The 21,347-nt window shown below is 71.8% G+C and carries 17 protein-coding genes; 6 read left to right on the top strand and 11 right to left on the bottom strand.

Annotated features, from left to right (window positions below; genetic code table 11):
* Positions 1 to 195: 195 nt before the first annotated feature.
* Entirely contained in the window at positions 196 to 561 is a 366-nt protein-coding gene (locus AC0665_RS34985) for a four-helix bundle copper-binding protein (protein ID WP_478509357.1), read from the top strand.
* A 63-nt stretch (positions 562 to 624) separates the two neighbouring features.
* Here the strand turns inward: AC0665_RS34985 and AC0665_RS34990 are convergent, their stop codons facing one another.
* Positions 625 to 1,908 (bottom strand): LCP family protein, encoded by a 1,284-nt coding sequence (locus AC0665_RS34990; RefSeq protein WP_478509356.1) that lies wholly within the window; start codon positions 1,906 to 1,908, stop codon positions 625 to 627.
* 117 nt (positions 1,909 to 2,025) lie between these two features.
* On the opposite strand from AC0665_RS34990, the gene AC0665_RS34995 reads away from it, so the two are divergent.
* Positions 2,026 to 2,583, top strand: coding sequence for an acyl-CoA thioesterase (locus tag AC0665_RS34995; RefSeq protein WP_363119458.1), 558 nt, complete (start codon positions 2,026 to 2,028; stop codon positions 2,581 to 2,583).
* Between the two features lie 51 nt (positions 2,584 to 2,634).
* Here the strand turns inward: AC0665_RS34995 and AC0665_RS35000 are convergent, their stop codons facing one another.
* The gene (locus AC0665_RS35000) at positions 2,635 to 4,116 is read right to left on the bottom strand and encodes an LCP family protein (RefSeq protein ID WP_468414223.1); all 1,482 of its coding nucleotides are present in this window, start codon (positions 4,114 to 4,116) and stop codon (positions 2,635 to 2,637) included.
* Positions 4,117 to 4,242: 126 nt separating this feature from the next.
* Here AC0665_RS35000 and AC0665_RS35005 point away from each other — a divergent pair, with 126 nt between their 5' ends.
* Positions 4,243 to 5,280, top strand: coding sequence for a glycosyltransferase family 2 protein (locus AC0665_RS35005; RefSeq protein WP_478609835.1), 1,038 nt, complete (start codon positions 4,243 to 4,245; stop codon positions 5,278 to 5,280).
* Between the two features lie 129 nt (positions 5,281 to 5,409).
* Here the strand turns inward: AC0665_RS35005 and AC0665_RS35010 are convergent, their stop codons facing one another.
* The 5 genes from AC0665_RS35010 to AC0665_RS35030 all read right to left on the bottom strand — a co-directional run bounded on the left by AC0665_RS35010 (position 5,410) and on the right by AC0665_RS35030 (position 13,351).
* Positions 5,410 to 7,068, bottom strand: a complete 1,659-nt coding sequence (locus tag AC0665_RS35010) for an LCP family protein (protein ID WP_478609838.1) — start codon at positions 7,066 to 7,068, stop codon at positions 5,410 to 5,412.
* A gap of 225 nt (positions 7,069 to 7,293) precedes the next feature.
* Positions 7,294 to 9,048 carry an LCP family protein gene (locus AC0665_RS35015; RefSeq protein ID WP_478609841.1) on the bottom strand — a complete coding sequence of 585 codons (1,755 nt, stop codon included), beginning with the start codon at positions 9,046 to 9,048 and terminating at the stop codon, positions 7,294 to 7,296.
* A gap of 233 nt (positions 9,049 to 9,281) precedes the next feature.
* Complete coding sequence (locus AC0665_RS35020; protein WP_478706555.1) at positions 9,282 to 11,024, bottom strand: LCP family protein; 1,743 nt, start codon at positions 11,022 to 11,024, stop codon at positions 9,282 to 9,284.
* A gap of 241 nt (positions 11,025 to 11,265) precedes the next feature.
* Positions 11,266 to 12,477, bottom strand: coding sequence for an LCP family protein (locus AC0665_RS35025; protein WP_478706556.1), 1,212 nt, complete (start codon positions 12,475 to 12,477; stop codon positions 11,266 to 11,268).
* A gap of 103 nt (positions 12,478 to 12,580) precedes the next feature.
* Complete coding sequence (locus tag AC0665_RS35030; RefSeq protein WP_363119465.1) at positions 12,581 to 13,351, bottom strand: TIGR03089 family protein; 771 nt, start codon at positions 13,349 to 13,351, stop codon at positions 12,581 to 12,583.
* A gap of 149 nt (positions 13,352 to 13,500) precedes the next feature.
* Here AC0665_RS35030 and AC0665_RS35035 point away from each other — a divergent pair, with 149 nt between their 5' ends.
* Positions 13,501 to 14,988, top strand: coding sequence for a peptidoglycan recognition protein family protein (locus AC0665_RS35035; protein ID WP_478706557.1), 1,488 nt, complete (start codon positions 13,501 to 13,503; stop codon positions 14,986 to 14,988).
* 133 nt (positions 14,989 to 15,121) lie between these two features.
* Positions 15,122 to 16,204, top strand: a complete 1,083-nt coding sequence (gene manB / locus AC0665_RS35040; protein WP_468414210.1) for a mannose-1-phosphate guanylyltransferase — start codon at positions 15,122 to 15,124, stop codon at positions 16,202 to 16,204.
* Positions 16,205 to 16,379: 175 nt separating this feature from the next.
* Here manB and AC0665_RS35045 read toward each other — a convergent pair whose 3' ends face one another.
* From AC0665_RS35045 to AC0665_RS35060, 4 genes are all read right to left on the bottom strand, one after another.
* Positions 16,380 to 17,408, bottom strand: coding sequence for a DNA-3-methyladenine glycosylase family protein (locus tag AC0665_RS35045; RefSeq protein WP_478706558.1), 1,029 nt, complete (start codon positions 17,406 to 17,408; stop codon positions 16,380 to 16,382).
* Positions 17,409 to 17,469: 61 nt separating this feature from the next.
* Entirely contained in the window at positions 17,470 to 18,801 is a 1,332-nt protein-coding gene (locus AC0665_RS35050; RefSeq protein WP_478706559.1) for a coenzyme F420-0:L-glutamate ligase, read from the bottom strand.
* On the bottom strand, positions 18,798 to 19,757 hold the full coding sequence (gene cofD / locus AC0665_RS35055; RefSeq protein ID WP_363122668.1) for a 2-phospho-L-lactate transferase: 960 nt from the start codon (positions 19,755 to 19,757) through the stop codon (positions 18,798 to 18,800). The genes AC0665_RS35050 and cofD overlap by 4 nt, the downstream gene beginning before the upstream one ends.
* A gap of 54 nt (positions 19,758 to 19,811) precedes the next feature.
* Positions 19,812 to 20,318: a cysteine dioxygenase gene (locus AC0665_RS35060; protein ID WP_478706560.1), complete on the bottom strand. Its 507-nt coding sequence runs from the start codon at positions 20,316 to 20,318 to the stop codon at positions 19,812 to 19,814.
* 656 nt (positions 20,319 to 20,974) lie between these two features.
* On the opposite strand from AC0665_RS35060, the gene AC0665_RS35065 reads away from it, so the two are divergent.
* Positions 20,975 to 21,238: a WhiB family transcriptional regulator gene (locus tag AC0665_RS35065; RefSeq protein WP_010034659.1), complete on the top strand. Its 264-nt coding sequence runs from the start codon at positions 20,975 to 20,977 to the stop codon at positions 21,236 to 21,238.
* The last annotated feature ends 109 nt before the right edge of the window (positions 21,239 to 21,347 follow it).

Below are 21,347 nucleotides of genomic sequence, written 5' to 3' on the forward strand. Positions count from 1 at the left end.
GCGCCGGGACTCCGGCGCGCCTGCACACCCTTTTTGCCGCTGCCGGAGGATTCACGCCGGCCCCGGTGAGTCGTGCCTCACAGCGGCGGCCGACCGGACCGGGACGGTCCGCCCTGTGGTGCTCATGGGGCGACAGGCGTAGGACGAGAGGAGCGGGCGCCGATCCGCGGCTCCCGCCGGACCCGGGAGGACGTCATGACCCAGCAGCCCGCCACCACGACCCCGCTGAGCGCCGAGATGCAGGACTGCGTGCAGGCGTGCATGACCTGCCACAGCGTGTGCGAGGAGACCATGAGCTCCTGTCTGCAGAGGGGCGGCCCGGCCCAGATGCAGATCATGCGCGCGGTCATGGACTGCGCCGAGATGACGCGCATGTGCGCCGACATGATGATGCGCCGCTCGCCCCTGATGGCCGACATGTGCGCGCTGTGTGCCCGGGCGTGTGACATGTGCGCCGAGGCGTGTATGTCCATGCCGGAGGACCCGCAGATGATGAGGTGCGCGGAGGCGTGTCGCCGCTGTGCCGAGATGTGCCGTTCGATGTCGGCCGCCTCGATGTGAGGACCGCCGCACGACGGAGGGGGCACCCGCCCGGGTGCCCCCTCGCCGCCTGCTGCCGTCCGGTCAGTTGCCGGAGACGGTGACCTGCTCGTCGTTCTTCAGCTCGTTCACCAGCTGCTTCACCTTGGCGGTGTTCCACTGGAGGTTGCCGTTGGGGGTGTTGCCCGCGATCGGCATGTTCATCGACTTGCCCTCGCCGCCGCTGACGCCCTTCATCGCCCAGAACATGGACGCCAGGTCGAACAGGCCCATGTCCTTGTCGACCACGAGGGTGTCCAGGCCGGCGCTCATGGTCGGGTACAGCCTGAAGGGGTTCAGGACGGTGCCCGGGGTGGCGACCTGGTTGGCCAGGGCCGAGAGGAACTTCTGCTGGTTCTTCGTACGGTCCAGGTCGGAGCCCGCGAGGGCGTAGCGGGTGCGGACGAAGGCCAGGGCCTGCTCGCCGTTCAGTGTCTGCTTGCCCTTCTTCAGGTCCGCGCCCGACTTGGTGTCCTTGATGTCCTGCGGGATGTCCATCTCGACGCCGCCGACCGCGTCCACGATGTTCGCGAAGCCCGCGAAGCCGATCTCCACGTAGTGGTCGATGTGCAGGCCCGTGTTGGCCTCCACCGTGCGCACCAGCAGCTCCGGGCCGTCCTCGGCGTAGGCCGCGTTCAGCTTGGTCTGGCGGCCCGTGGCCGGGTAGAACTTGCCGGAGTCGGAGCCCTTGAACGAGGGGATCGTGACGTTCGAGTCGCGGGGCAGCGAGATCAGCGTCGGGGCGCCGCCGCCGGTGTGCAGGATCATCATCGAGTCCGTGCGCTTGCCCTCGGCGGACCCGGTGTGCAGCTTCTTCTTCTCCTCGGCCGACATGCCCTTGCGGCTGTCGGAGCCGACGATCAGGTAGTTCGTGCCCTCGCCCGCCTCCGGACGGTCGATGACCTTCGACAGATCGACCTCGCGGTTGAGCTTGGAGTCGGCCCAGAAGTACGTGCCGACGCTCGTCACCACCAGCAGCGTCACGACCGTGATGGCGGTCACCTTGATGCGGCGGCGCCAGTCCGGCGCGGGGCGGGGCGCGTAGCCGCCGTCGCCCGGGCCGCCGGGGCCCCTGCCGCCGGGGGAGCCGTAGACCTGGCCGGTGTTGTAGCCGCTGTCGTAGCCGTCACCGGGGCCGTGGCCGCCGCCGTCCACGTACGAGGGCTGCGGAGGTACCCCGCCGCCGTACGGTGCCTGCCCGGGCGATGCCGCCGGCCCGCGGCGGACCTGCCGCATGACACGGGCGCTCTCGGGCTGTGCGCTCGAGCTGCCGCGTCCGAACCGGCCGCCGCGGTTGTCGCCGGAAAATCCCTCGGGCCAATCATTCATGCCGACAGTGTGCAGGTCCCGGTGGTGGGCCATACAAGGGTCGTCGGAAAATCAGAGCACGCCTGTGGCGAAGCTGACACAAATCCCCCTCAGCCGCCTCGGCATAAGGTGGGGGCCATGACAGACCAGGCCCCAGCCGCGGATTCCGGCGGTCCGGAGATCCCGGGCAAGCCGACTTCGGCGTCCCGCACCACCCTCAGCCACATCATGACCCACAACGACACGAACCTTCTGGGGACGGTGCACGGCGGGGTGATCATGAAGCTGGTCGACGACGCGGCGGGAGCCGTCGCCGGGCGGCACTCCGGCGGGCCGGCGGTGACGGCCTCGATGGACGAGATGGCGTTCCTGGAGCCGGTCCGCGTCGGTGACCTGGTGCACGTCAAGGCGCAGGTCAACTGGACCGGCCGCACCTCCATGGAGGTCGGCGTCCGGGTCCTGGCCGAACGCTGGAACGAGTCCGCCCCGCCCACGCAGGTCGGCTCCGCCTACCTCGTCTTCGCCGCGGTCGACGCCGACGGCAAGCCCCGCCGGGTCCCCCCGGTCCTCCCGGAGACCGAGCGCGACAAGCGCCGCTACCAGGAGGCCCAGATCCGCCGCACCCACCGTCTGGCCCGCCGTCGCGCGATCATGGACCTGCGCGAGAGGCGGGCGGCGGAGGGCTTCGAGGACTGACCCGGGGGAGGGCCTGCTGTCAGCCGCCGTCGGCCGCCACCTCGCCGGCTTCTAGCCGCACGCCACCTCGTCCCCCCGCACCACCCCGAGCTCGCCCTGGCCCGGGTCCTCCGCGCGCACCTTGCGGACGCGTTCGAAGTCCGGGCCCGCGATGACCTTGAGGGTCGCGCCCAGGCCCTTGACGGCGCGCAGCTCGCTGCCCGGCAGGGCCGTGGCGAGGGATCTGGCCGAGCGGTCCCAGCGGGGGTCGTAGGCGACGACCGTGCGCTTCACGTCACGGGTGGCGGCGTTCACGGGGGCGTGGGTGGTGCGGAAGCCCGTCGACGCCAGCGCCGCGTCCACACGGCGGCCGAGGCCGGGCGTGCGGGTGCCGTTCTCCACCTGGACACGGATCTGCTGCGGGGCGACCGCGACGACCCGGGCCGCGCCGCGCGACCGGTTCACGGACAGCGGCTGGTCCTGGCGCAGGGCGTGGAAGAGGCGCTCCGCCTTCACCGGGTCCCATTTCAGCGTCGAGCCGACGCCCTTCACGGCGTAGCCCATCCGCCCGATCGGGACGGTCGTGAACTCGGAGGAGGAGGGCGAGAAGTTCCGCATGGCGCGGCCCAGGTCCAGCATCTCGTCGGTGCCGAAGCCCTTGTCGGCGCGTACCGAGCCGAGCACCGCCCGTGTCACGTCCCGGAACTTCATCGGGTTGAGCAGGATCCCGGAGGAGGTGAGCCGTTCCACGAGGGCCGCCATGAAGCGCTGCTGCCGCTTCATACGGCCCAGGTCGGACGCCCCGTCGACATGGCGTGCGCGGACGAACTGGAGCGCCTGCCCGCCCGCCAGCGTGTGCCGTCCGGCCGGCAGGTCCAGGCCGGTGTAGCTGTCCTTGAGGGGGTCGGCGGTGCAGATCTGCACGCCCCCGACCACGTCCACCGTCTTCATGAAGCTGGTGAAGTCGACCTCCAGGTAGTGGTCGATCTTCACCTTGGTCATGGACTCGACCGTGCGCACCGTCAGCTGCGGCCCGCCCTCGGCGTACGCCGCGTTCAGTTTGATGGGATGCCCGTGGTGCCGCTTGCCGCTGGTCCGGTCGGTGTGCGCGGGCGTCACCGCGTACGAGTCGCGCGGCAGGCTCACCACACTGGCCCGTTCCCGGTCCTCGGAGATGTGCACGATCATCATCGTGTCGGTGCAGTGGCAGGGGGCGCCGCCCAGCCGGTACTTGCGGCGCTCCTCCTTGCCGATCTTTTCCCGGCCGTCGGTGCCGACCAGCAGGACGTTCATGCCGTGGCCCGCCTGCGGGCGGTTCTTCATGTCCTTGAAGGGGTCGACGCGGGTGATGTCCGCGTCGAGGCCGGTCATCACCGCGTGCCCGATGCCGGCGGAGGCGAGGACGACCACGGACAGGGTGGTGACGGCACGCATGCCCCAGCGCGGCCTGCGCCGGGGCGGGCCCGGGCGGCGCGGGGCGCGGCGGGCGGCGGGGGGCTGCGGGCGGCGCTGGGGTGCGGCGGTGGACCGAGGGGACCGCGGCGGCGTGGGCATGGGGCACCTCCGGACGACGGCCGTACGTGGGATCCGTGAAACCGTAGGCCGATACGATCTGCGGCCCGCGGCAGCGCCCCGGCGGCGCGCACCGGTGTCCCCCGTTCGCGGTAACGTGAGCCCCCTATGAACGCCAATCCCGACGTGCGGCTCCCCGCCGTTTCCGTGATCATGCCCGTCCTCGACGAGGAGCGGCATCTGCGGGGAGCAGTCCAAGCGATCCTCGCGCAGGAGTACGCCGGCGAGATGGAGGTCGTGATCGCCCTCGGTCCGTCCACGGACCGCACGGACGAGATCGCCGCCGAGCTCGTGGCCGAAGACCCGCGCGTGCACACCGTCCCCAACCCCACGGGCCGTACGCCCGCCGCGCTGAACGCCGCGATCAACGCCTCCCGGCATCCGATCGTCGTCCGCGTCGACGGCCACGGCATGCTCTCGCCCAACTACATCGCCACCGCCGTACGGCTCCTGGAGGAGACCGGCGCGCAGAACGTCGGCGGCATCATGCACGCCGAGGGCGAGAACGACTGGGAGCACGCGGTCGCCGCCGCGATGACCTCGAAGATCGGCGTGGGCAACGCCGCCTTCCACACCGGCGGTCAGGCGGGCCCGGCCGAGACGGTCTATCTCGGCGTCTTCCGGCGCGAGGCGCTGGAGCAGCAGGGCGGCTACAACGTGGAGTTCATCCGCGCCCAGGACTGGGAGCTGAACTTCCGCATCCGTGAGGCCGGCGGGCTGATCTGGTTCTCGCCGGAGCTGAAGGTGTCCTACCGGCCGCGGCCCAGCGTGAAGGCGCTCGCCAAGCAGTACAAGGACTACGGCCGCTGGCGGCATGTCGTCGCCCGCTACCACGAGGGCTCCATCAACCTGCGCTACCTCGCGCCGCCGACCGCCGTGTGCGCGATCGGGGCCGGCGTCCTGGTCGGCGCCCTGCTGACGCCGTGGGGCTTCGTCGTGCCCGGCGGCTACCTCGCGGCGATCGTGCTCGGTTCGGTGCCGGCGGGCAAGGGCCTGCCGCTGAAGGCGCGGCTGCGGATCCCCGTGGCGCTGGCCACGATGCACATGTCGTGGGGCTGGGGCTTTCTGACCAGCCCGCGGGCGCTGGCGCGGAAGGTCATCGCCTCCCGGCGCCCCGCGGTGCGCGCGGACGCCGCCGCGAGCTGACCGACACGACCGCAGGCCCCTGCCCGGACGGGCAGGGGCCTGCGGTGTGCGGTGATCAGCAGCAGGGGCACGCGGAGCGGGGCCCGCCGTCCTCCCGGACGCGGGCCTGGCTCTCCTGCCGGTCCGTGCTCACCACTGGTAGGGCTTGTACACGTCCATGCACTCCTGCTTGTCGGCGGTCAGCGCGTCCGCGGAGTCGGGCAGGTCGCCCGCCGCGGGTGCCTTCTGCTCGGGGTAGGCCGTGCCCTCCCGCCAGTCGCTGCCGATGGTCAGCGTGGTGGTGACGTCGTCCGTGGCGCGCACCTGGCCGGCCGGGATGCCGACCGCCTTCGCCACCGACAGCGCGTTGGCCCGGCCCTGCTCCCCGGTGCCCTTGGGGTAGGTCACCTGGGTCCGGGGGTGCGGATCCTGCCGGCCCGAGGCGACGGCCCGGGTGAAGCCCTCCCGCTGCAACGCGGCCACGATCGCGGCGGCGCGTTGCGGGACGGCGGCCTGCTGGTCGCTCGCCGTGCCGTTGACGACGGTGACCGACAGCCCCTCGGCGGGCGCTGCGGCGGGGCCCGTGGCCTTCACGGACGCCGGGGACGGACCCGAAGCCGCGGCCGCACGCGCCTTCCCGGCCTTGTCGAAGGACACGTCGTCGCGGAGCATCGCCCACATCCTGTCGGCGTCGTCCGGCTTGGGCAGCAGGTGGTTGCGGTTCAGCGGGTCCTCGATCCACGGCATCGTCGTCATCGTGATGCGGTTCGTCGGGACGGACTTCAGCTGCATGCCCAGGTCGTACAGCTCCTTGACGGTGCCGATCTCCTCGGACACCTTCAGCGCCTTCGTGCCCGACTCGGCCAGCCCCATCAGACGGCCGGTGTCGGTGAAGACGTTCTGCTGCTTCAGCGTCCGGATCATCGCGTTCATGTACATGTGCTGGGCCTTGGCGCGCAGCGGGTCACTGCCCCAGGCGTGGCGGGTGCGCAGCCACTGGAGCGCCTCCTTGCCCTGCACGTTGTGCTTGCCGGCCTTCAGCTTCAGTCCGGAGCCGCCGCGCTGACCGGGCAGCGGCCGGTCCCACACGTTCTGGTTGACGCAGACCGGGACACCGCCGATGGCGTCCGCCATGTCCACCACTCCGGCGAAGTCGACCATCATCCAGTGGTCGATGTACACACCGGTCAGGTTCTGCCAGGTGGCGAGCGTGCAGCCCGGGCCACCGCGCTGGAGCGTCTCGTTGATGATGGTGTTCTTGGCCGGGTAGGTCTCCCCGGTGTCGGGGTCGACGCACTTCGGGATGTCCACCCGGGTGTCGCGGGGGATGCTGACCACGGACGCGCTCTCGCGGTCCGCCGAGACGTGCAGGAGCATCTGCACATCCGCCAGGGGCTTGCTGCCGACGTTGTCCCGGCCGCCGCCGAGCTTGACGTTCTCCGCCGAGTTCCGGCTGTCGGAACCGATCAGCAGGATGTTGAGCGGGGTCTGGCCGGCCGCGTTGGGGCCGGTCTTCTTGACGTCGGAGTCGCCGCTGTTGCGTCTGCCCTTGTCGATGTTGCCGTTGAGATGGCGGTAGTAGAGGTATCCGGCGCCGGCCGTCCCGAGTATGACCACCGACAGCACGATCGCGGACCAGCGCATTATCCGGCGTCCGCCGCCGCGCCGCCGGCCGCGCCGTCGGCCCCGGCCGCCCGCGCCCCCCTCGCCGCCGCCCGCGGCGGGCGCCGCCGTCCCCGGACGCTCGTCCTGGGCCAGGCCGCCCGACTCGCGCCGCCTGCTGCCTCCGCGCACGTCGCTCTGCGTCATACCCCTGCCTCCCCACCCCTACGGCCGCCCACGGGACCGCCCCGCGTCGTGCTCGGATCACGGGCGACCCGCGTCCGTCCGGACCACGGGTTCCCCGGTGCTGCGCCGGGGCCGGCTCGTCCCCGCTGCTGGTTGGACCACTGACATGCCCGGTCGGATGTACGCCCGGGCGAATCGTCCGGGCATGCTCCGTCCACCTGTGAGACGCAGGAAGGGACGGTCAGGTCACTTCGCGCACTCGACCTTGTCGGCCGTGGCCTTCTGCACCTCGTCCGGCACCTTGTCCGGAGTGGTGAGGGGCACCCCCGCCCCCTTGAAGTCCTTGCCGAGGGTCAGTGTCATCGCGGGCACTCCCTGGGAGTTGGTCACGCTCTCGCCCGGCTTCAGCGCGGAGCCGGACAGGCCCATGATGGCGGCGAGACGGCGGGCCTGGTCGGCCTGGTCGGGCGCGTACTCCAGGGTGGTCTTCGCCAGCGGGGCGGGCGCGTTGCCGGCGTTCTCCGACTTGGTCACGCCCTCCTCGTTCTGGAGCCAGCTGAGGGTCTCCTGGGCGCTGCCGGCGACGGCGCCGCCGTTGAGGATCCGCACCCGCACCTCGGAGGCGTCCGCCTTGCTGCCCTTGAGCCGGGCGGCCTCGGCGGCCTTCTCCTTCTTCTTCTCCCGCTTGACCTCGGTCAGCGACACGTCGTCCCGGACCATCGCGAACAGCTGCTGGGCCTGCGGTTCCTTGAGGACCACCGTGGCCTTGACCTTCTCCGCCGGGTTGTCGTCGACGGGCACGGTGGCGAACGTGAGGTTCTTGGTGTCGAACTTGCCCAGCTCCGCGCCCAGATCGGCCAGCTTCTTGATCGTGCTGATCTGCGAGTCGACGGTCAGGGCCTTGGTGCCCGCTTCCGCCAGCTTGATCATCTTCGCGGGGTTGGTGAGGGTGTCGTTGGACTTCAGCTTGCGCAGCATCGAGCCGAGGAACTGCTGTTGCAGCTCGATCCGGCTCAGGTCGCCGCCGAAGCCCACAGAGTGCCGCGTACGGACGAAGGCCAGGGCCTCCTCGCCCTCGATCGTGTGCTCGCCCTTGGGCAGGTCGAGCTTGGAGTCGGGGTCCTTGATGTCCTTGGCCAGGCAGACGTCGACCCCGCCCACCGCACTGGTCAGCGTCTTGACCGCGTTGAAGTCGGCCACCATGAAGTGGTCCATCTTCAGCCCGGTGAGCTCGGTGATCGTGCGCATGGTGCAGCTCGGCGTCCGGTCCTCCTGCCCCAGGCTGTTGTTGAAGCGGGTGCCCTGCTTGCCCGGGATGACCTTCTCCGAGCCGTCTTCCTGCGTGGTCGGGCAGTCGGGGATGTCGGTGATCAGGTCGCGCGGGATGCTCAGCACCGTGGCGTTCGTACGGTCCTTGGAGACGTGCAGCACCAGCGTGGTGTCCGCGTGCCCGGCGCTGTCGTTGTCGCCGTAGCCCTGGTTGCCCTTGCCGGTGCGCTTGTCGGTGCCGATCAGCAGGATGTTGATCGCCCGGTCCTTGCTGAACCCGCCGGTGCCGGCGCCGTCGTCGGAGACGGACGTGATGTTGTCGTTGAGGTGCTCGTAGTAGAGGTACGCGGCCGCGCTCGTCCCGACGAGCACGAACGCCAGGGAGCCGCCGGTCCACAGCAGGGCCTTCTTGCCCTTCGCCTTCTTCGGTGCCGGACGGCGTCCGCGCCGCCCCGCGGCCGGCTCGGCCGGGGCGCCGGTGCGTCTGCGCGGGGAGGCGGCCTCACCGCCGGACGCGGCGGCGCCGGAACGCCGGGCGGGGGGAGTGCGGCGGGCGCGGGCCGCGCCGTCGGTCCCGGTCCTGCCGCGGCCACCGGAACCCCGTGGCCCGGGCACGTCCGACTGCGGTGCGGAAGGGCCCAGTCGCAGTTCGTATTCGCCGGTGTCCGGGTTGAGCACCCACTGGTCTGCGGGATCGATGTCGTCCGCCCGCCCACGGCCTTGCGCGTCCACGGTTGCCTGATTCCTCCGTCGGGCCACGCGGCGCCCTCCCCCGGAAGGCGCACGGTGCTGGTCAAGCAGTGCACGCCCCCAGGACGGACCTCATGGGTGAGAGCACTGGATCGCACACACTATCCGCACACTTCGGCGTCAAGCGACGTGGGTGAGAAATTGCACGTTCTCACAACTGGGCAATACCGCCCATTTGTTTGAAGGAAGTTGGGTGAACGCGAAGGGATTCCGCGTTACTTGGCGCACTCCACCTTGTCGGCGGTGGACTTCTGCACCCCCTTCGGTGCCTTTGCGGGCACGGTGAGGGAGACACCGGCCCCCTCGAAGTCCTTGCCGAGGGTCAGTGTCATCGCGGGCAGACCCTGGGAGTTGGTCACGCTCTCGCCCGGCTTCAGCGCGGAGCCGGACAGGCCCATGATGGCGGCGAGACGGCGGGCCTGGTCGGCCTGGTCGGGCGCGTACTCCAGGGTGGTCTTCGCCAGCGGGGCGGGCGCGTTGCCGGCGTTCTCCGACTTGGTCACGCCCTCCTCGTTCTGGAGCCAGCTGAGGGTCTCCTGGGCGCTGCCGGCGACGGCGCCGCCGTTGAGGATCCGCACCCGCACCTCGGAGGCGTCCGCCTTGCTGCCCTTCAGCCGGGCGGCCTCGGCGGCCTTCTCCTTCTTCTTCCGCTCCTTGACGGCGGTGAAGGAGACGTCGTTCCTGATCATCTCGAAGACCTGCGGGGCCGTCGACTCGTTCAGCACGACCGTGGCCTTCACCTTCTCGGCCGGGTTGTCGACGACCGGAACGGTGGCGAACGTCAGGTTCTTGGTGTTGAGCTTGCCCAGCTCCAGACCGAGGTCCTTCAGCTTGCCGATGCTGTCCAGCTGCGAGTCCACGGTCAGCGCCTTGGTGCCCGCCTCGGCCAGGTCGAGCATCTTCGTCGGGCTGGTGAGGGTGTCGTTGGACTTCAGCTTGCGCATCAGCGCGCTCAGGAACTGCTGTTGCAGCCCGATCCGGCTCAGGTCACCGCCGAAGCCGACGGCGTGCCGGGTGCGCACGAACGCCAGCGCCTGCTCGCCCTCGATGGTGTGCATGCCCTTGGACAGCTTCAGGTGCGAGTCCGGGTCGTCGAGGTCCTTGCCCACACAGACCTCGACCCCGCCGACCGCGCTGGTCAGCGTCTTGACCGCGTTGAAGTCCGCGACCATGAAGTTGTCGGGCTTGACCCCGGTCAGCTCGGTCACGGTCCGCATCGTGCAGCTGGGCGTGCGGCCGTCCTGGCCGAGGCTGGTGTTGAAGCGGACCTGCCGGGTGCCGGGGATGACCTTCTGCGTGCCGTCCTCCTGCGTGGTCGGGCAGTCCGGCACGTCGACGATCAGGTCGCGCGGGATGCTCAGCGCGGTCGCGTTCGAACGGTCCTTGGAGACGTGCAGCAGGATCGTGGTGTCGGCGTGCCCGACGCTGCCCGCGTCGCCGTAGGTGCCGTTGCCCTTGCCGGTGCGCTTGTCGGTGCCGATCAGCAGGATGTTGATGGCCTTGTCCTTCTGGAAGCCACCGGTGCTCGCGCCGTCGTCGGAGACGGACGCGATGTTGCCGTTCAGGTGCTCGATGTAGAAGTACCCGGCGCCCGCGCCGGCGACCAGCACGAACGCCATCGTGCCGCCGGTCCACAGCAGGATCTTCCTGGTCTTGGAGGCCTTCTTCACCGGGCGCCGTCCGCGCCGTCCCGGCAGCGGCTCCTCCGGCGCCCCGCGGCGCCTGCGCGGCGGCGGCACCGCCCGCCCGGGCGGCTCGGGCCGCGACCGGCCGGGGGCCTCCTTGCGGCCGCGCGCCGAGGGGCGTGCCTCGGAGGACCGTGGCCTGCGCGGCCCCGGGACGCCCGGCTGCGGTGCGGAAGGGCCCAGTCGCAGTTCGTATTCGCCGGTGTCCGGGTTGAGCACCCACTGGTCTGCGGGATCGATGTCGTCCGCCCGCCCACGGCCTTGCGCGTCCACGGTTGCCTGTTTCCTCCGTCGGGGCACGCGGCGCCTTCCCCTCCAAGGCGCTCGGGTCTCGGTCACACAGTGCGCGACCTCGGGACCGTCCCTCAGAGCCGGGCGCACCGGATCGCTCACACTAACCGCCCCTATCGGCGCCGGGGGACGACGGTGACCCATTCCACGCCCCTACACCTGGGCAATTCGCCCATTTCCCGAGTGAAGAGTCCCTTGCCTTGGAGGGGGCTTGGCGCCCGCTTTACTCGCAGGTGTCCTCGGCTGCGGTGTTCCCCCGAAACGTCGGTGGAGGAGAAACGGTGACGGCGGGCGCGCTGTGAAGACCCGGATAGGCATCCCCGTACGACCCGTCACGCGCGTCTGCGGATCCCGGCGGGGCGTGACGCTGCGGGCCGTTCCCCTCGACGACCAGGGGCGCGTCCGTTCGCAGCCGCTCGAACAGCCGGTCCGCCGCGGGCTCCACGAGTTGGTCGCGATTGGCGTCGTACGCGTACGACTCCCGGGGGACGGTCAGGAATTGCACTTGTTCCATGGGGATGTCGCGCAGACCGCGCACGAGTGCGTACAAACCACGCAAGCTCGCCAGATCCGGGTCCGTGGTGAGAGAAGACGTGGCCGCGTCCAGCACCGGATAGAGCTTCGCCGGGTTCAGCAGGACGTCATTGCTGCGCACCTTGTTGACGAGCGCCCCGAGGAATCGTTGCTGCCGCTCCATCCGCTCGGTGTCGCTGCCGTCGCCCAGGGACTTGCGGGCCCGGACGTAGCCGAGGGCCTGCTCGCCGTCGAGCGTCACGCGCCCGGCGGGCAGCCGCAGCTTGGCGGCCCGGTCGTCGATCGGCTCCCGCAGGCACACCTCGACCCCGTCGACCGCGTCCACCATCTCCTTGAAACCGTGGAAGTCGACCACGACATGGTGGTCGACGCGGATGTCGGTCAGCTTCTCCACCGTCCGGATGGTGCAGGCCGAGCCGCCCACCTGGAAGGCCTGGTTGAACATCGTGAACCGCGGCGCGCTGCGGGACCCGTCCGGGCGCCGGCAGCCCGGCAGGTTCACCATCAGGTCCCGGGGGATGGAGACGGCGGTGGCGCTGCTCCGGCCGGCGGACAGGTGCAGCAGGATCGTGGTGTCGGACCGCTCGGTGCCGGAGTCCCGCCCGTAACGGGCGTTGTCGCGCCCCTCGCGCGAGTCCGACCCGATCAGCAGGATGTTCCGCGCGTCCTTGACCAGGGACGTGGGACGCTCCTTGTCGTACCGCGCGAGCTCGGCGGCGGCCGCCTCGTCGGGCGTGATGTTCCCGCTGAGCTTGGCGTAGACGGCCCAGCCGACGCCGCCGGCCGCCAGGAGGAGGGCCGTGACCCCGAACGCCGAGATCCGCGCCCACCGCCGCCGGCGCCGCACCGGCCCCCGCCCGCCGGCGGACGCCCCCGTCCCCGGACCGACCCTGTAGCCCACGGCAGCAACCACCCCTCCTGACGTAGGAACGTCCCGTCACCGCTCCTACGACCATGGCGCGGAAGGGGAGCGAAGGCCGGGTGGGGATGGGCCGGACGGGGGACTAGCGGCCCGGGGTGCCGTGGGCGATGGTCGTGACCCGCTCGCTCTCCACCCGCTTGTCCAGCACCCCGGCCCCGGCCTGCTCAGGATGGCGGCAGAGCACCACGGAGCCCCCGGTGGCCAGCGGCCCGTACAGCCCGGCGTGCAGCCCCTCCCAGGTGTCGTACGGCAGTCCGGACAGGATCCGCGACCCGGGCCCGGTCAGCCCCAGCGCGGTCGCCTCCGCCCGGGCCCGCTCGACCACCTCGGCGCCGCTGAACTCCCGCCCGGCCACGATCAGCGCGGGGGCGTCCGGATCCACGGGCGCGTACGGCACGAACCGGTCGCCCTGGCCCGGTACCTCCACCGCGTAGTCCACGAAGCCCTCGGGGACCTGCGGGAACCGCCCTCCGAGCGGGCGCAGGGCCATCGCGATCCGCGTCCCCGAGCAGGCCCGCGCCTCCTCCAGCCGGTCCGGCCCGCTCACCACGACGTCGGCGGCCCGCGCGTCCCCGGCCACGTCCGCGACGACCCCCACGGACGCGCACGCCAGCAGCCACACCGCCGTCTGCCAGTGCGCGGGCAGCAGCAGTGCCACCCGGTCCCCGGGCTCCACGGACAACTCGTCCTGGAGGAGGTTCGAGGTCTTGGCCACCCAATTGGCGAAGGTGGCCACGGACAGTTCGACGCGTTCGCCCGTGGCGTCGTCGTAGAAGGTCACCAGGGGGCGTCCCGGATCCGCGGCGAGCGCGGAACCCAGCAGGTCGGCGGGGGTGCGATCGGTGGCGTTCACCCGCGCAAGCGTACGCGGGCGACGACCCCGCGCCCAACGGACCGGCCCCCGCCCCACCGTGAATCCGCCACCGGTTCGGCCGAACCGGGCCGACGGCCCGTCACATCCCAAATGGACAGACTTATATGACTATGTCCAAGATCAGGGGCATGCGTGGATTCCTTGCTTCCTCGATCGGTGTCACCTGTGCGGCCGCTCTGGCCCTTCCCCTCACCCCTCCCGCCCTCGCGGCGACGGCGAGTCCGGTGCCGGCCACGGAAGCCGCCACGACGGCGAGACCCGTGGCCCGCGCGGGGACCCCGGCCGCCGCCGCCCACCGGCGCGCGGCCGAACCGTACGCCGCCGGCAGCACCCAGTCCCTCCCCCTCGAACCCCTCACCCGCGACCGCGCCACCCCCTCCGCCCCCGCCACCGAACAGGGCCTGACCCGCCGGGCCGTACGTCACTTCTCCCTCGTCGGCGTCGTCTGGGACGACCCCGACGCCGAACTGCACGGCCGCGTCCAGGTCCGCACCCGAGCCGCCGCCACCGGCACCTGGTCGGGCTGGCAGGACGTGGAGACCCACAACGCCGACCACGCCGCCGACCCGGGCACCCAGGAGAGGGCCTCGGGCCGCGTCCGCGGTGCCACGGCCCCGCTGTGGGTGGGCGACTCCGACGGCGTCGAACTCCGCGTCCGCTCCGAGCCCGAGTCCGAATCCGAGCCCGAGTCCGAGGGAGCGGCAGCCGGCTCCGCCGGGACGGGCGCCCGCACCCTGCCCGCCGCGCCCGCGCTGCCCTCCGGCCTGCGCCTCGAACTCGTCGACCCCGGCGAGGACGAGGATTCGTCCCTCGGCGGCACCGCCGACGGCCCCCGCACCGGTGGCCTGAACGCCGAAGCCGCCGCGCTCACCGACGCCTCCGCCGCCAACGCCGACCTCGCCCCCCTCGGCGCCACCGAGATCGGCGCCCTGAGCCGCGCCGAGACCGAGCAGGAGTACTACGCCCTCGACCCCGGCCGACTGACGGAGCAGCAGCGGCAGGCCCAGCCGTACATCGGCCCGCGCCCGGGTATCGTCACGCGGCGCGGCTGGGGCGCCGACGAGGGACTGCGCGAGAGCGGCTTCCGGTACACGAAGAAGGTCAAGGCGGCCTTCGTGCACCACACGGCCAGCGGCAACAACTACCGCTGCTCGCAGGTCCCCTCACTCATCCGCAGTATCTACCGCTACCACGTCAAGAGCATGGGCTGGCGGGACATCGGCTACAACTTCCTCATCGACAAGTGCGGAAAGATCTACGAGGGCCGTGCCGGGGGCGTGGCCAGACCGGTCCTCGGCGCGCACACGCTCGGTTTCAACAGCAACAGCATGGGGATCGCCGTCCTCGGGTCCTACGGCGCAACGAAGCCGTCGAAGGCCGCGGTCAAGGGCATCGCCCGGCTGACCGCGTGGAAGCTGGGCCTGTACCGGGTCAACCCGAAGGGGAAGACCTACCTGAAGTCGGCAGGCAGCAATCTCCACCGCAAAGGCAAGAAAGTGCGACTGAACGTGATCTCGGGGCACCGGGACGGCTTCATCACCGAGTGCCCGGGACGCAAGCTCTACGGAAAGCTGGGCTCGGCCCGCACCAAGGCGGCCCGCTACCAGGGCCGCTGAGCACACGGGCACCGCCGACGGGGGGCAGGGGGCGGAACGCCGCACGGCCAACGAAGGCGCCACGGAACGGTCTGCATACACTGACCGGCCGAAAGACAGTTCGGCCGGTCCCGGCAGGAAGCAGAGACGACACGTGACAGAAGCGATCCTCCTGGTCGGCGGCAAGGGCACCCGGCTGCGCCCGCTCACGGTGCACACGCCCAAGCCCATGGTCCCGGCGGCCGGGGTGCCCTTCCTCACGCACCAGCTGGCGAGAGCGAGAGCGGCGGGCGTCGAGCACATCGTGCTGGCCACGTCCTATCTGGCCGAGGTCTTCGAGCCGTACTTCGGTGACGGTTCCGCGCTCGGACTGCACCTGGAGTACGTCACGGAGGAGGAGCCGCTCGGCACGGGCGGCGCCATCCGCAACGTGGCCTCCCGGCTGCACTCCGGCCCCGACGACCCGGTCCTGATCTTCAACGGCGACATCCTGACCGGCCTGGACATCCGGGCCCTGGTCGACACCCACGAGACGTCGGGCGCGGACGTCTCCCTGCACCTGACCAAGGTCACGGACCCACGCGCCTACGGCCTCGTCCCCACGGACGACTCGGGCAGGGTCCTGGCGTTCCTGGAGAAGCCGCAGACCCCCGAGGAGATCGTCACCGACCAGATCAACGCGGGGGCCTACGTCTTCCGCCGCTCGGTCATCGACGCGATCCCGCTGGGCAGGCCGGTGTCGGTGGAACGGGAGACCTTCCCCGGCCTGCTGGAGGCCGGCGCGCACCTGCAGGGCATGGTCGACTCGACGTACTGGCTGGACCTGGGCACCCCGGCGGCCTTCGTCCGGGGCTCGGCGGACCTGGTCCTCGGCCGGGCCCCCTCGCCCGCCGTCCCCGGCCGCTGCGGCGACCGCCTGGTCCTGCCCACTGCCCAGGTGGCCTCCGACGCGAAGCTCTCGGGCGGCACGGTGGTGGGCGAGGGCGCCTTCGTCGCGGAGGGCGCGCGGATCTTCGGCAGCACGATCCTGCCGGGAGCGGTCATCGAACCGGGCGCGGTCATCACCGACTCCCTGATCGGCACCCGGGCCCGCGTCGGCCGGCGCTCGATCCTCACGGGCACGGTCATCGGAGACGGCGCGGTGATCGGCCCCGACAACGAACTCCTGGAGGGCGCCCGCATATGGTGCGACGCCCGCATCCCGGCGGGAGCGGTCCGCTTCTCCTCGGACCAGTAGGACGGGAGGGGGCCGCCGCCGCTGCGGGCAATCGTGCCGCCAAGGGCGATGGGGGTCCCCCTGCTCGAGCGAAGCCGAGAGCTCGGGGGAGGGTGGACGCAGCGGCACCCGGCACCGCCGGGCTGCGGACCCACCCGCCCCCGGCACGCACGCCGAGCACCTCAACCCCCACGGTTCACAACCGCCCGATGTCCCACCGAGGCATCTTCGGCGCCCTTCGCGCGGGCACCCTCCCGCTCAGCAGGATCAGCCGGGCCGCCCGATGCCGCTGCCCCGCATACGGCTCCAGCAGCTCCAGCATCGCCGCGTCGTCCGCGTCCCGGTCCCCGGCCAGTGCCCACCCCACGATGCCGGGCAGATGCAGGTCCCCGACCGTCACCTCGTCCGCCGCCCCGTGACTGCGCTGCACCGTCTCCGCGGACGTCCACGGCCCGACCCCCGGCACCAGTTCGAGCCGGGCCCGGGCCGCCCGGGGCTCCATCTCCACGGCCTGCTCCAGCCGCGCGGCGACCCGCACGGCCCGCAGGATCGTCGACGCCCGCTTGTCGTCGACCCCGGCCCGATGCCACTCCCACGAGGGAATCAGCGCCCAGGTCCGAGGTGCCGGCATCACGTACATCCGCTCGGGCGCGGGCCCCGGCGCCGGCTCGCCGAACTTCCGCACCAGCAGCCGCCACGCCCGGTACGCCTCGTCGGTCGTGACCTTCTGTTCCAGGATCGAGGGGATCAACGACTCCAGCACGAGCCCGCTCCGCGTCAGCCGCAGCCCCGGCCGCCGGTGCCGGGCCGCCGCCAGCAGCCGGTGCCGCGGCACGAACGCCGAGGGATCGTCCGCGGCCCCGAGCAGTTCGGGCATGCGCTCCAGCAGCCACGGCGCCCCGGGCCCCCAGGCCTCCCCGCGCACCCCACCGCCGTACGCGCACACGCGCAGTGTGCCGGGACCGGCCGGGGTGAGACTGGTCCGCCAGACGGACCCGTCGGGCATCGCCCGGAACGTCGGATCGCCGGGCCCGCGCCGCAGCGGCCCGAGCACCAGGCCGAGATCCAGCGGCCCGTCCGGCACCCACGCGCGCACCCGTCCCGGGCCCGTCGACTGCCGCGGCATCCCCGGGGGCACGGCGGCATGCCCCCGGCGCACGGGGGCACCTCCCACGCCCTGCGGGCTGTGGGGGAGCGTGGGCCGCTGGGCGAACCGTCCTGCCATGAATGAAGTCCCCGGGATCCTTGAGAGCAGCCCTACGAGGGTAGGCGCCGCCCGGCGCCTGTCACCGCACCTCGATGAAAGCCGCCGCGTCCCGCCCGGGCCGTGGCCGGGGCTCCTCCGCGGGATGCCCGACGGCCACCGCCCCCATCGGGTCCCAGTCCGCCGGCAGGTCCAGCACCTCGCGCACCACGTCCCGGCAGAACATCGTCGACGACACCCACGCCGAGCCCAGCCGCTCCCCGGCCAGCGCGACCAGGAAGTTCTGCACGCCGGCGCCCGCGGCGACCACGAACATCTCCCGCTCGGCACCGTCGCGCCGCGGGTCGCCGTAGGTGTGCGAGCCGTCCATGACCAGGCACGGAACGACGAGGTAGGGCGCGTTGCGCAGCACGTCGCCGCGCCGGACCCGCTTGGCGACGGACTCCTCCGTCTTGCCGTCCCGCCGCAGGTCGGCGATCCACGCGTCCCGCATGGCGTCGAGCAGCCGCGTCCGCGACTCCTCGGACTCCAGCAGCACGAACCGCCACGGTGTGGTGTGGTGCGGTGCCGGCGCCGTCACGGCGGCGGCCACGGCCCGCCGTACGGCGCCGGAGTCGACCGGCTCGTCGGTGAAGGCGCGGACCGTGCGGCGCTGGGTCACGGCCAGCCGGACCGCCTCGGAGGTGCCGAGGCGGAACATGTCGTCGCGGGCGCCGCGGACCATGGCCCGCGCTCCCTGGCCGTCGTCGCCCCGGGCCACCAGGTGCGCGAGCCCGCGCACCACGGCGACGGGCCGTCCCGCGGCCTTGCCCTTGACCAGGTCGCCCGCCGCGGCGAGTTCGTCGGCCGTGGCGACGACGGTGGCGCTGAGCGGATTGCCGTGCGCGTCGGTGCCGCCGCGCAGATCGTCCAGCACGCGCACTCCTGCCGCCCCGATCGCCACGTCCGTGAGCCCGGCGCGCCAGGGCCGCCCGAAGGTGTCCGTCACGACCACCCCGACGTCGACCCCGAGGGCGTCGCGCAGCCCCTCCCGGATGGCGCGGGCGGAGGCGTCCGGGTCCTCCGGCAGCAACAGCACCGTTCCCGCAGGGGTGTTGGAGGCGTCGACCCCGGCCGCGGCCATGACCAGGCCCTGCCGGTTCTCCACGATCCGCAGGCTGCCGCGCCGGGCCACCACCCGGACCGTCTCCGCGTCGATCGCGGCCTCCCGGTCGGCGGCCCGGACGATCCGGCCCTCGGCCTTGGACACGATCTTCGAGGTGACGAGCACGACGTCCCCGTCGGCCAGTCCGGGCCCGGCCGCCGCGATCAGCTTGGCCAGGTCGTCCCCGGCCGCGACCTCGGGTATCCCGCGCACGGCCCATACCCGGAACCCCTCGGGGCCCCGCTCCTCGCCGGTGACCTCGGCGCTCACGCCCCCCGCACCTCCTCGGCCAGGGCCAGTGCCTCCCGGGCCATCCGCGCGGTCGCGTCGGTGTCGCTCATCATCAGCGGCACGGCCCGGCAGCGGATCCCGGCCGCCTCGACCCGCTCGACGGCGTCCGCGTCCACCGAGTCCACGAGCCAGCCGTCCAGCAGCCCCGAGCCGTAGTGCTCGGCCACCGCCGTCGCGGTCGACTCCACGCCCACGGCGGCGAGCACCTTGTCGGCCATGCCCCGCACGGGCGCGTCACCGACGATGGGGGAGAGGCCGACGACGGGCACCCCGGCGTCCGCGATCGCCTCCCGGATGCCGGGCACGGCGAGGATCGTGCCGATCGACACGACCGGGTTGGACGGCGGGAAGAGGATCACGTCCGCCTCGGCGATGGCCTCCAGGACGCCCGGCGCGGGCTTGGCCTGCTCGGCGCCCACCGGCACGACCGCCCGGGCGGGCACCGAGGCGCGCAGCCGCACCCAGTACTCCTGGAAGTGGATCGCCCTGGTCTCGCCGTCGATCTCGACGGCGACATGGGTCTCGACGCGGTCGTCGGACATGGGGAGCAGCCGCACGCCCGGCTGCCAGCGGTCGCACAGCGCCTGTGTCACCGCGCTCAGCGGGTATCCGGCGCCGATCATCTGCGTCCGCACGATGTGCGTGGCGAAGTCCCGGTCGCCCAGGCCGAACCACTCGGGCCCGACGCCGTACGCCCCGAGCTCCTCCTTGAGATGGAAGGTCTCGTCGGCGCGACCCCAGCCCTGCTCCTCGTTGATGCCGCCGCCGAGCGTGTACATCACCGTGTCGAGGTCCGGGCAGACCTTCAGCCCGAAGAGGTGGATGTCGTCCCCGGTGTTGCCGATGACCGTGATGTCGGCGTCCGGGACGGCCTGCTTCAGACCACGCAGGAACCGGGCACCGCCGATGCCGCCTGCCAGAACCACAATGCGCATGGGAGCCATCCTCGCAGGCGCCCGCGGCAAGCGGTCGGCGGCCGGGGGGACCGGTCAGGCGGTCAGCGCGCCCGGCGCGGTTTGGGCCTCGCAGTGCGGGGCCGTGTGCATCGGCATCTCGGTGAGGCCCGGGTGGTAGACGTGCAGGCTCACCGCCGGCTCCAGGGCGTCGTTGACGACTTCGTGCACGTACCCCGGCGCGAACACGCGCTGCGCGCCGGCCCGCAAGGCGCGTGTGCCCCGGTCCGTGCGCTCGGTCAGCGTGCCCTCCAGCACGGTCAGCACCCCGGAGGAGCGGCCGTGGTCGTGCGGCCCGCTGCCCTGCCCGGGCACCCAGGACAGCAGCCACACCTCGTAGCCGGGGCCGGTGCGCAGCCGGTGGTACCAGCGGCTGGTCGCGTCGTAGCGGACGAGGTGCTCCCACTGGGAGCGGTCCTCGGCGAGGGAGCGGGCCAGTCCGACGAACTCGGCGACGGTGGCCGGATGCTCGCGGGGGGTCTGGAGGAGGTGGGTGACTTCGAGGATGTCGCCGGCGATCTGGAGGTCGCTGTCGCTGTTCATGGGTGCGTGGTTCCTCAGTGAAGGAAGGTCAGAGGGAACAGGGCCGGGAGACGGGTGGCTCGGCCTTCAGCTGGAGCGGGTGTGGCTCAACAGCTGCAACAGCGACAGCTACAGCGAGCGCGGGCAGCACCGAGGGACCCGGCGGTGCGGGTCGAGGTGGGTGCCAAGTTCGCGAGCATGCCCACAAGGACACCGGTTCACACCTTCACTGTCAACTCGACACCCGGTATGTGGGATGTGGTTCACCTCATCCGGTCAATCGCTCAGATGAAAGGTTTGTTCATGCCCCGCCCGGGACACATGGCGTCCAACCGGGCGCACAAACCCCGTTGCGTAGTCGTGATCCGACTGTGATCCGTTTCGCTTCGATGTGCGTGTCGGAACGAGATCGAACTCCTGGGCGTCCTTCTCCGTAGAGGTCTGCGAGGGGTCCGGCGGACGACGAAAGCCCTCCGGGGCTTCGTCGGTGTGTCAGGTTTTAAGGTGATTTGAACACTTTCCGCACGGGCTTGGTTCCGCAGAGTGAATAAGGGGCTCAATAGCAGATCTCGGCTTGACTCGCCCGGAGCTGCACACTTGTAATTTCACTCGTGTCGTTCAGCCGGAATCGGTAACGGCCAGATCACGGGGACGCGAAAGACAGACGAGGGGCGCACATGACCGAGACGGTGCAGCAACTGCTGGTCGACGACGCGGACGAGGAGCTCGGCTGGCAGGAGCGCGCGCTGTGCGCCCAGACCGACCCCGAGTCCTTCTTCCCCGAGAAGGGCGGCTCGACCAGAGAGGCCAAGAAGGTCTGCCTCGCCTGTGAGGTCCGCTCCGAGTGCCTCGAGTACGCCCTCGCCAACGACGAGCGATTCGGCATCTGGGGCGGTCTGTCCGAGCGGGAGCGCCGCCGCCTGAAGAAGGCGGCCGTCTGACCCCCCTCACCCCTCTTCGTGAACGGCCCGTCGCCCGTGGGTCATCCACAGGCGGCGGGCCTCTTGCTGCGCAGCCGATAGTGTGGTCGCTCGTCCGAGACGCCCCGCC

The sequence above is a fragment of the Streptomyces sp. NPDC043685 genome (genome assembly GCF_056436585.1).

Coding starts and splice junctions, on each gene's coding strand:
- cofD (WP_363122668.1), bottom strand. CDS start 19,757: ATGCGCATTGTGGTTCTGGCAGGCGGCATCGGCGGTGCCCGGTTCCTG.
- AC0665_RS35060 (WP_478706560.1), bottom strand. CDS start 20,318: ATGAACAGCGACAGCGACCTCCAGATCGCCGGCGACATCCTCGAAGTC.
- AC0665_RS34985 (WP_478509357.1), top strand. CDS start 196: ATGACCCAGCAGCCCGCCACCACGACCCCGCTGAGCGCCGAGATGCAG.
- AC0665_RS34990 (WP_478509356.1), bottom strand. CDS start 1,908: ATGAATGATTGGCCCGAGGGATTTTCCGGCGACAACCGCGGCGGCCGG.
- AC0665_RS35045 (WP_478706558.1), bottom strand. CDS start 17,408: ATGGCAGGACGGTTCGCCCAGCGGCCCACGCTCCCCCACAGCCCGCAG.
- AC0665_RS35035 (WP_478706557.1), top strand. CDS start 13,501: ATGCGTGGATTCCTTGCTTCCTCGATCGGTGTCACCTGTGCGGCCGCT.
- AC0665_RS35000 (WP_468414223.1), bottom strand. CDS start 4,116: ATGCCCACGCCGCCGCGGTCCCCTCGGTCCACCGCCGCACCCCAGCGC.
- AC0665_RS35010 (WP_478609838.1), bottom strand. CDS start 7,068: ATGACGCAGAGCGACGTGCGCGGAGGCAGCAGGCGGCGCGAGTCGGGC.
- AC0665_RS34995 (WP_363119458.1), top strand. CDS start 2,026: ATGACAGACCAGGCCCCAGCCGCGGATTCCGGCGGTCCGGAGATCCCG.
- AC0665_RS35005 (WP_478609835.1), top strand. CDS start 4,243: ATGAACGCCAATCCCGACGTGCGGCTCCCCGCCGTTTCCGTGATCATG.
- AC0665_RS35065 (WP_010034659.1), top strand. CDS start 20,975: ATGACCGAGACGGTGCAGCAACTGCTGGTCGACGACGCGGACGAGGAG.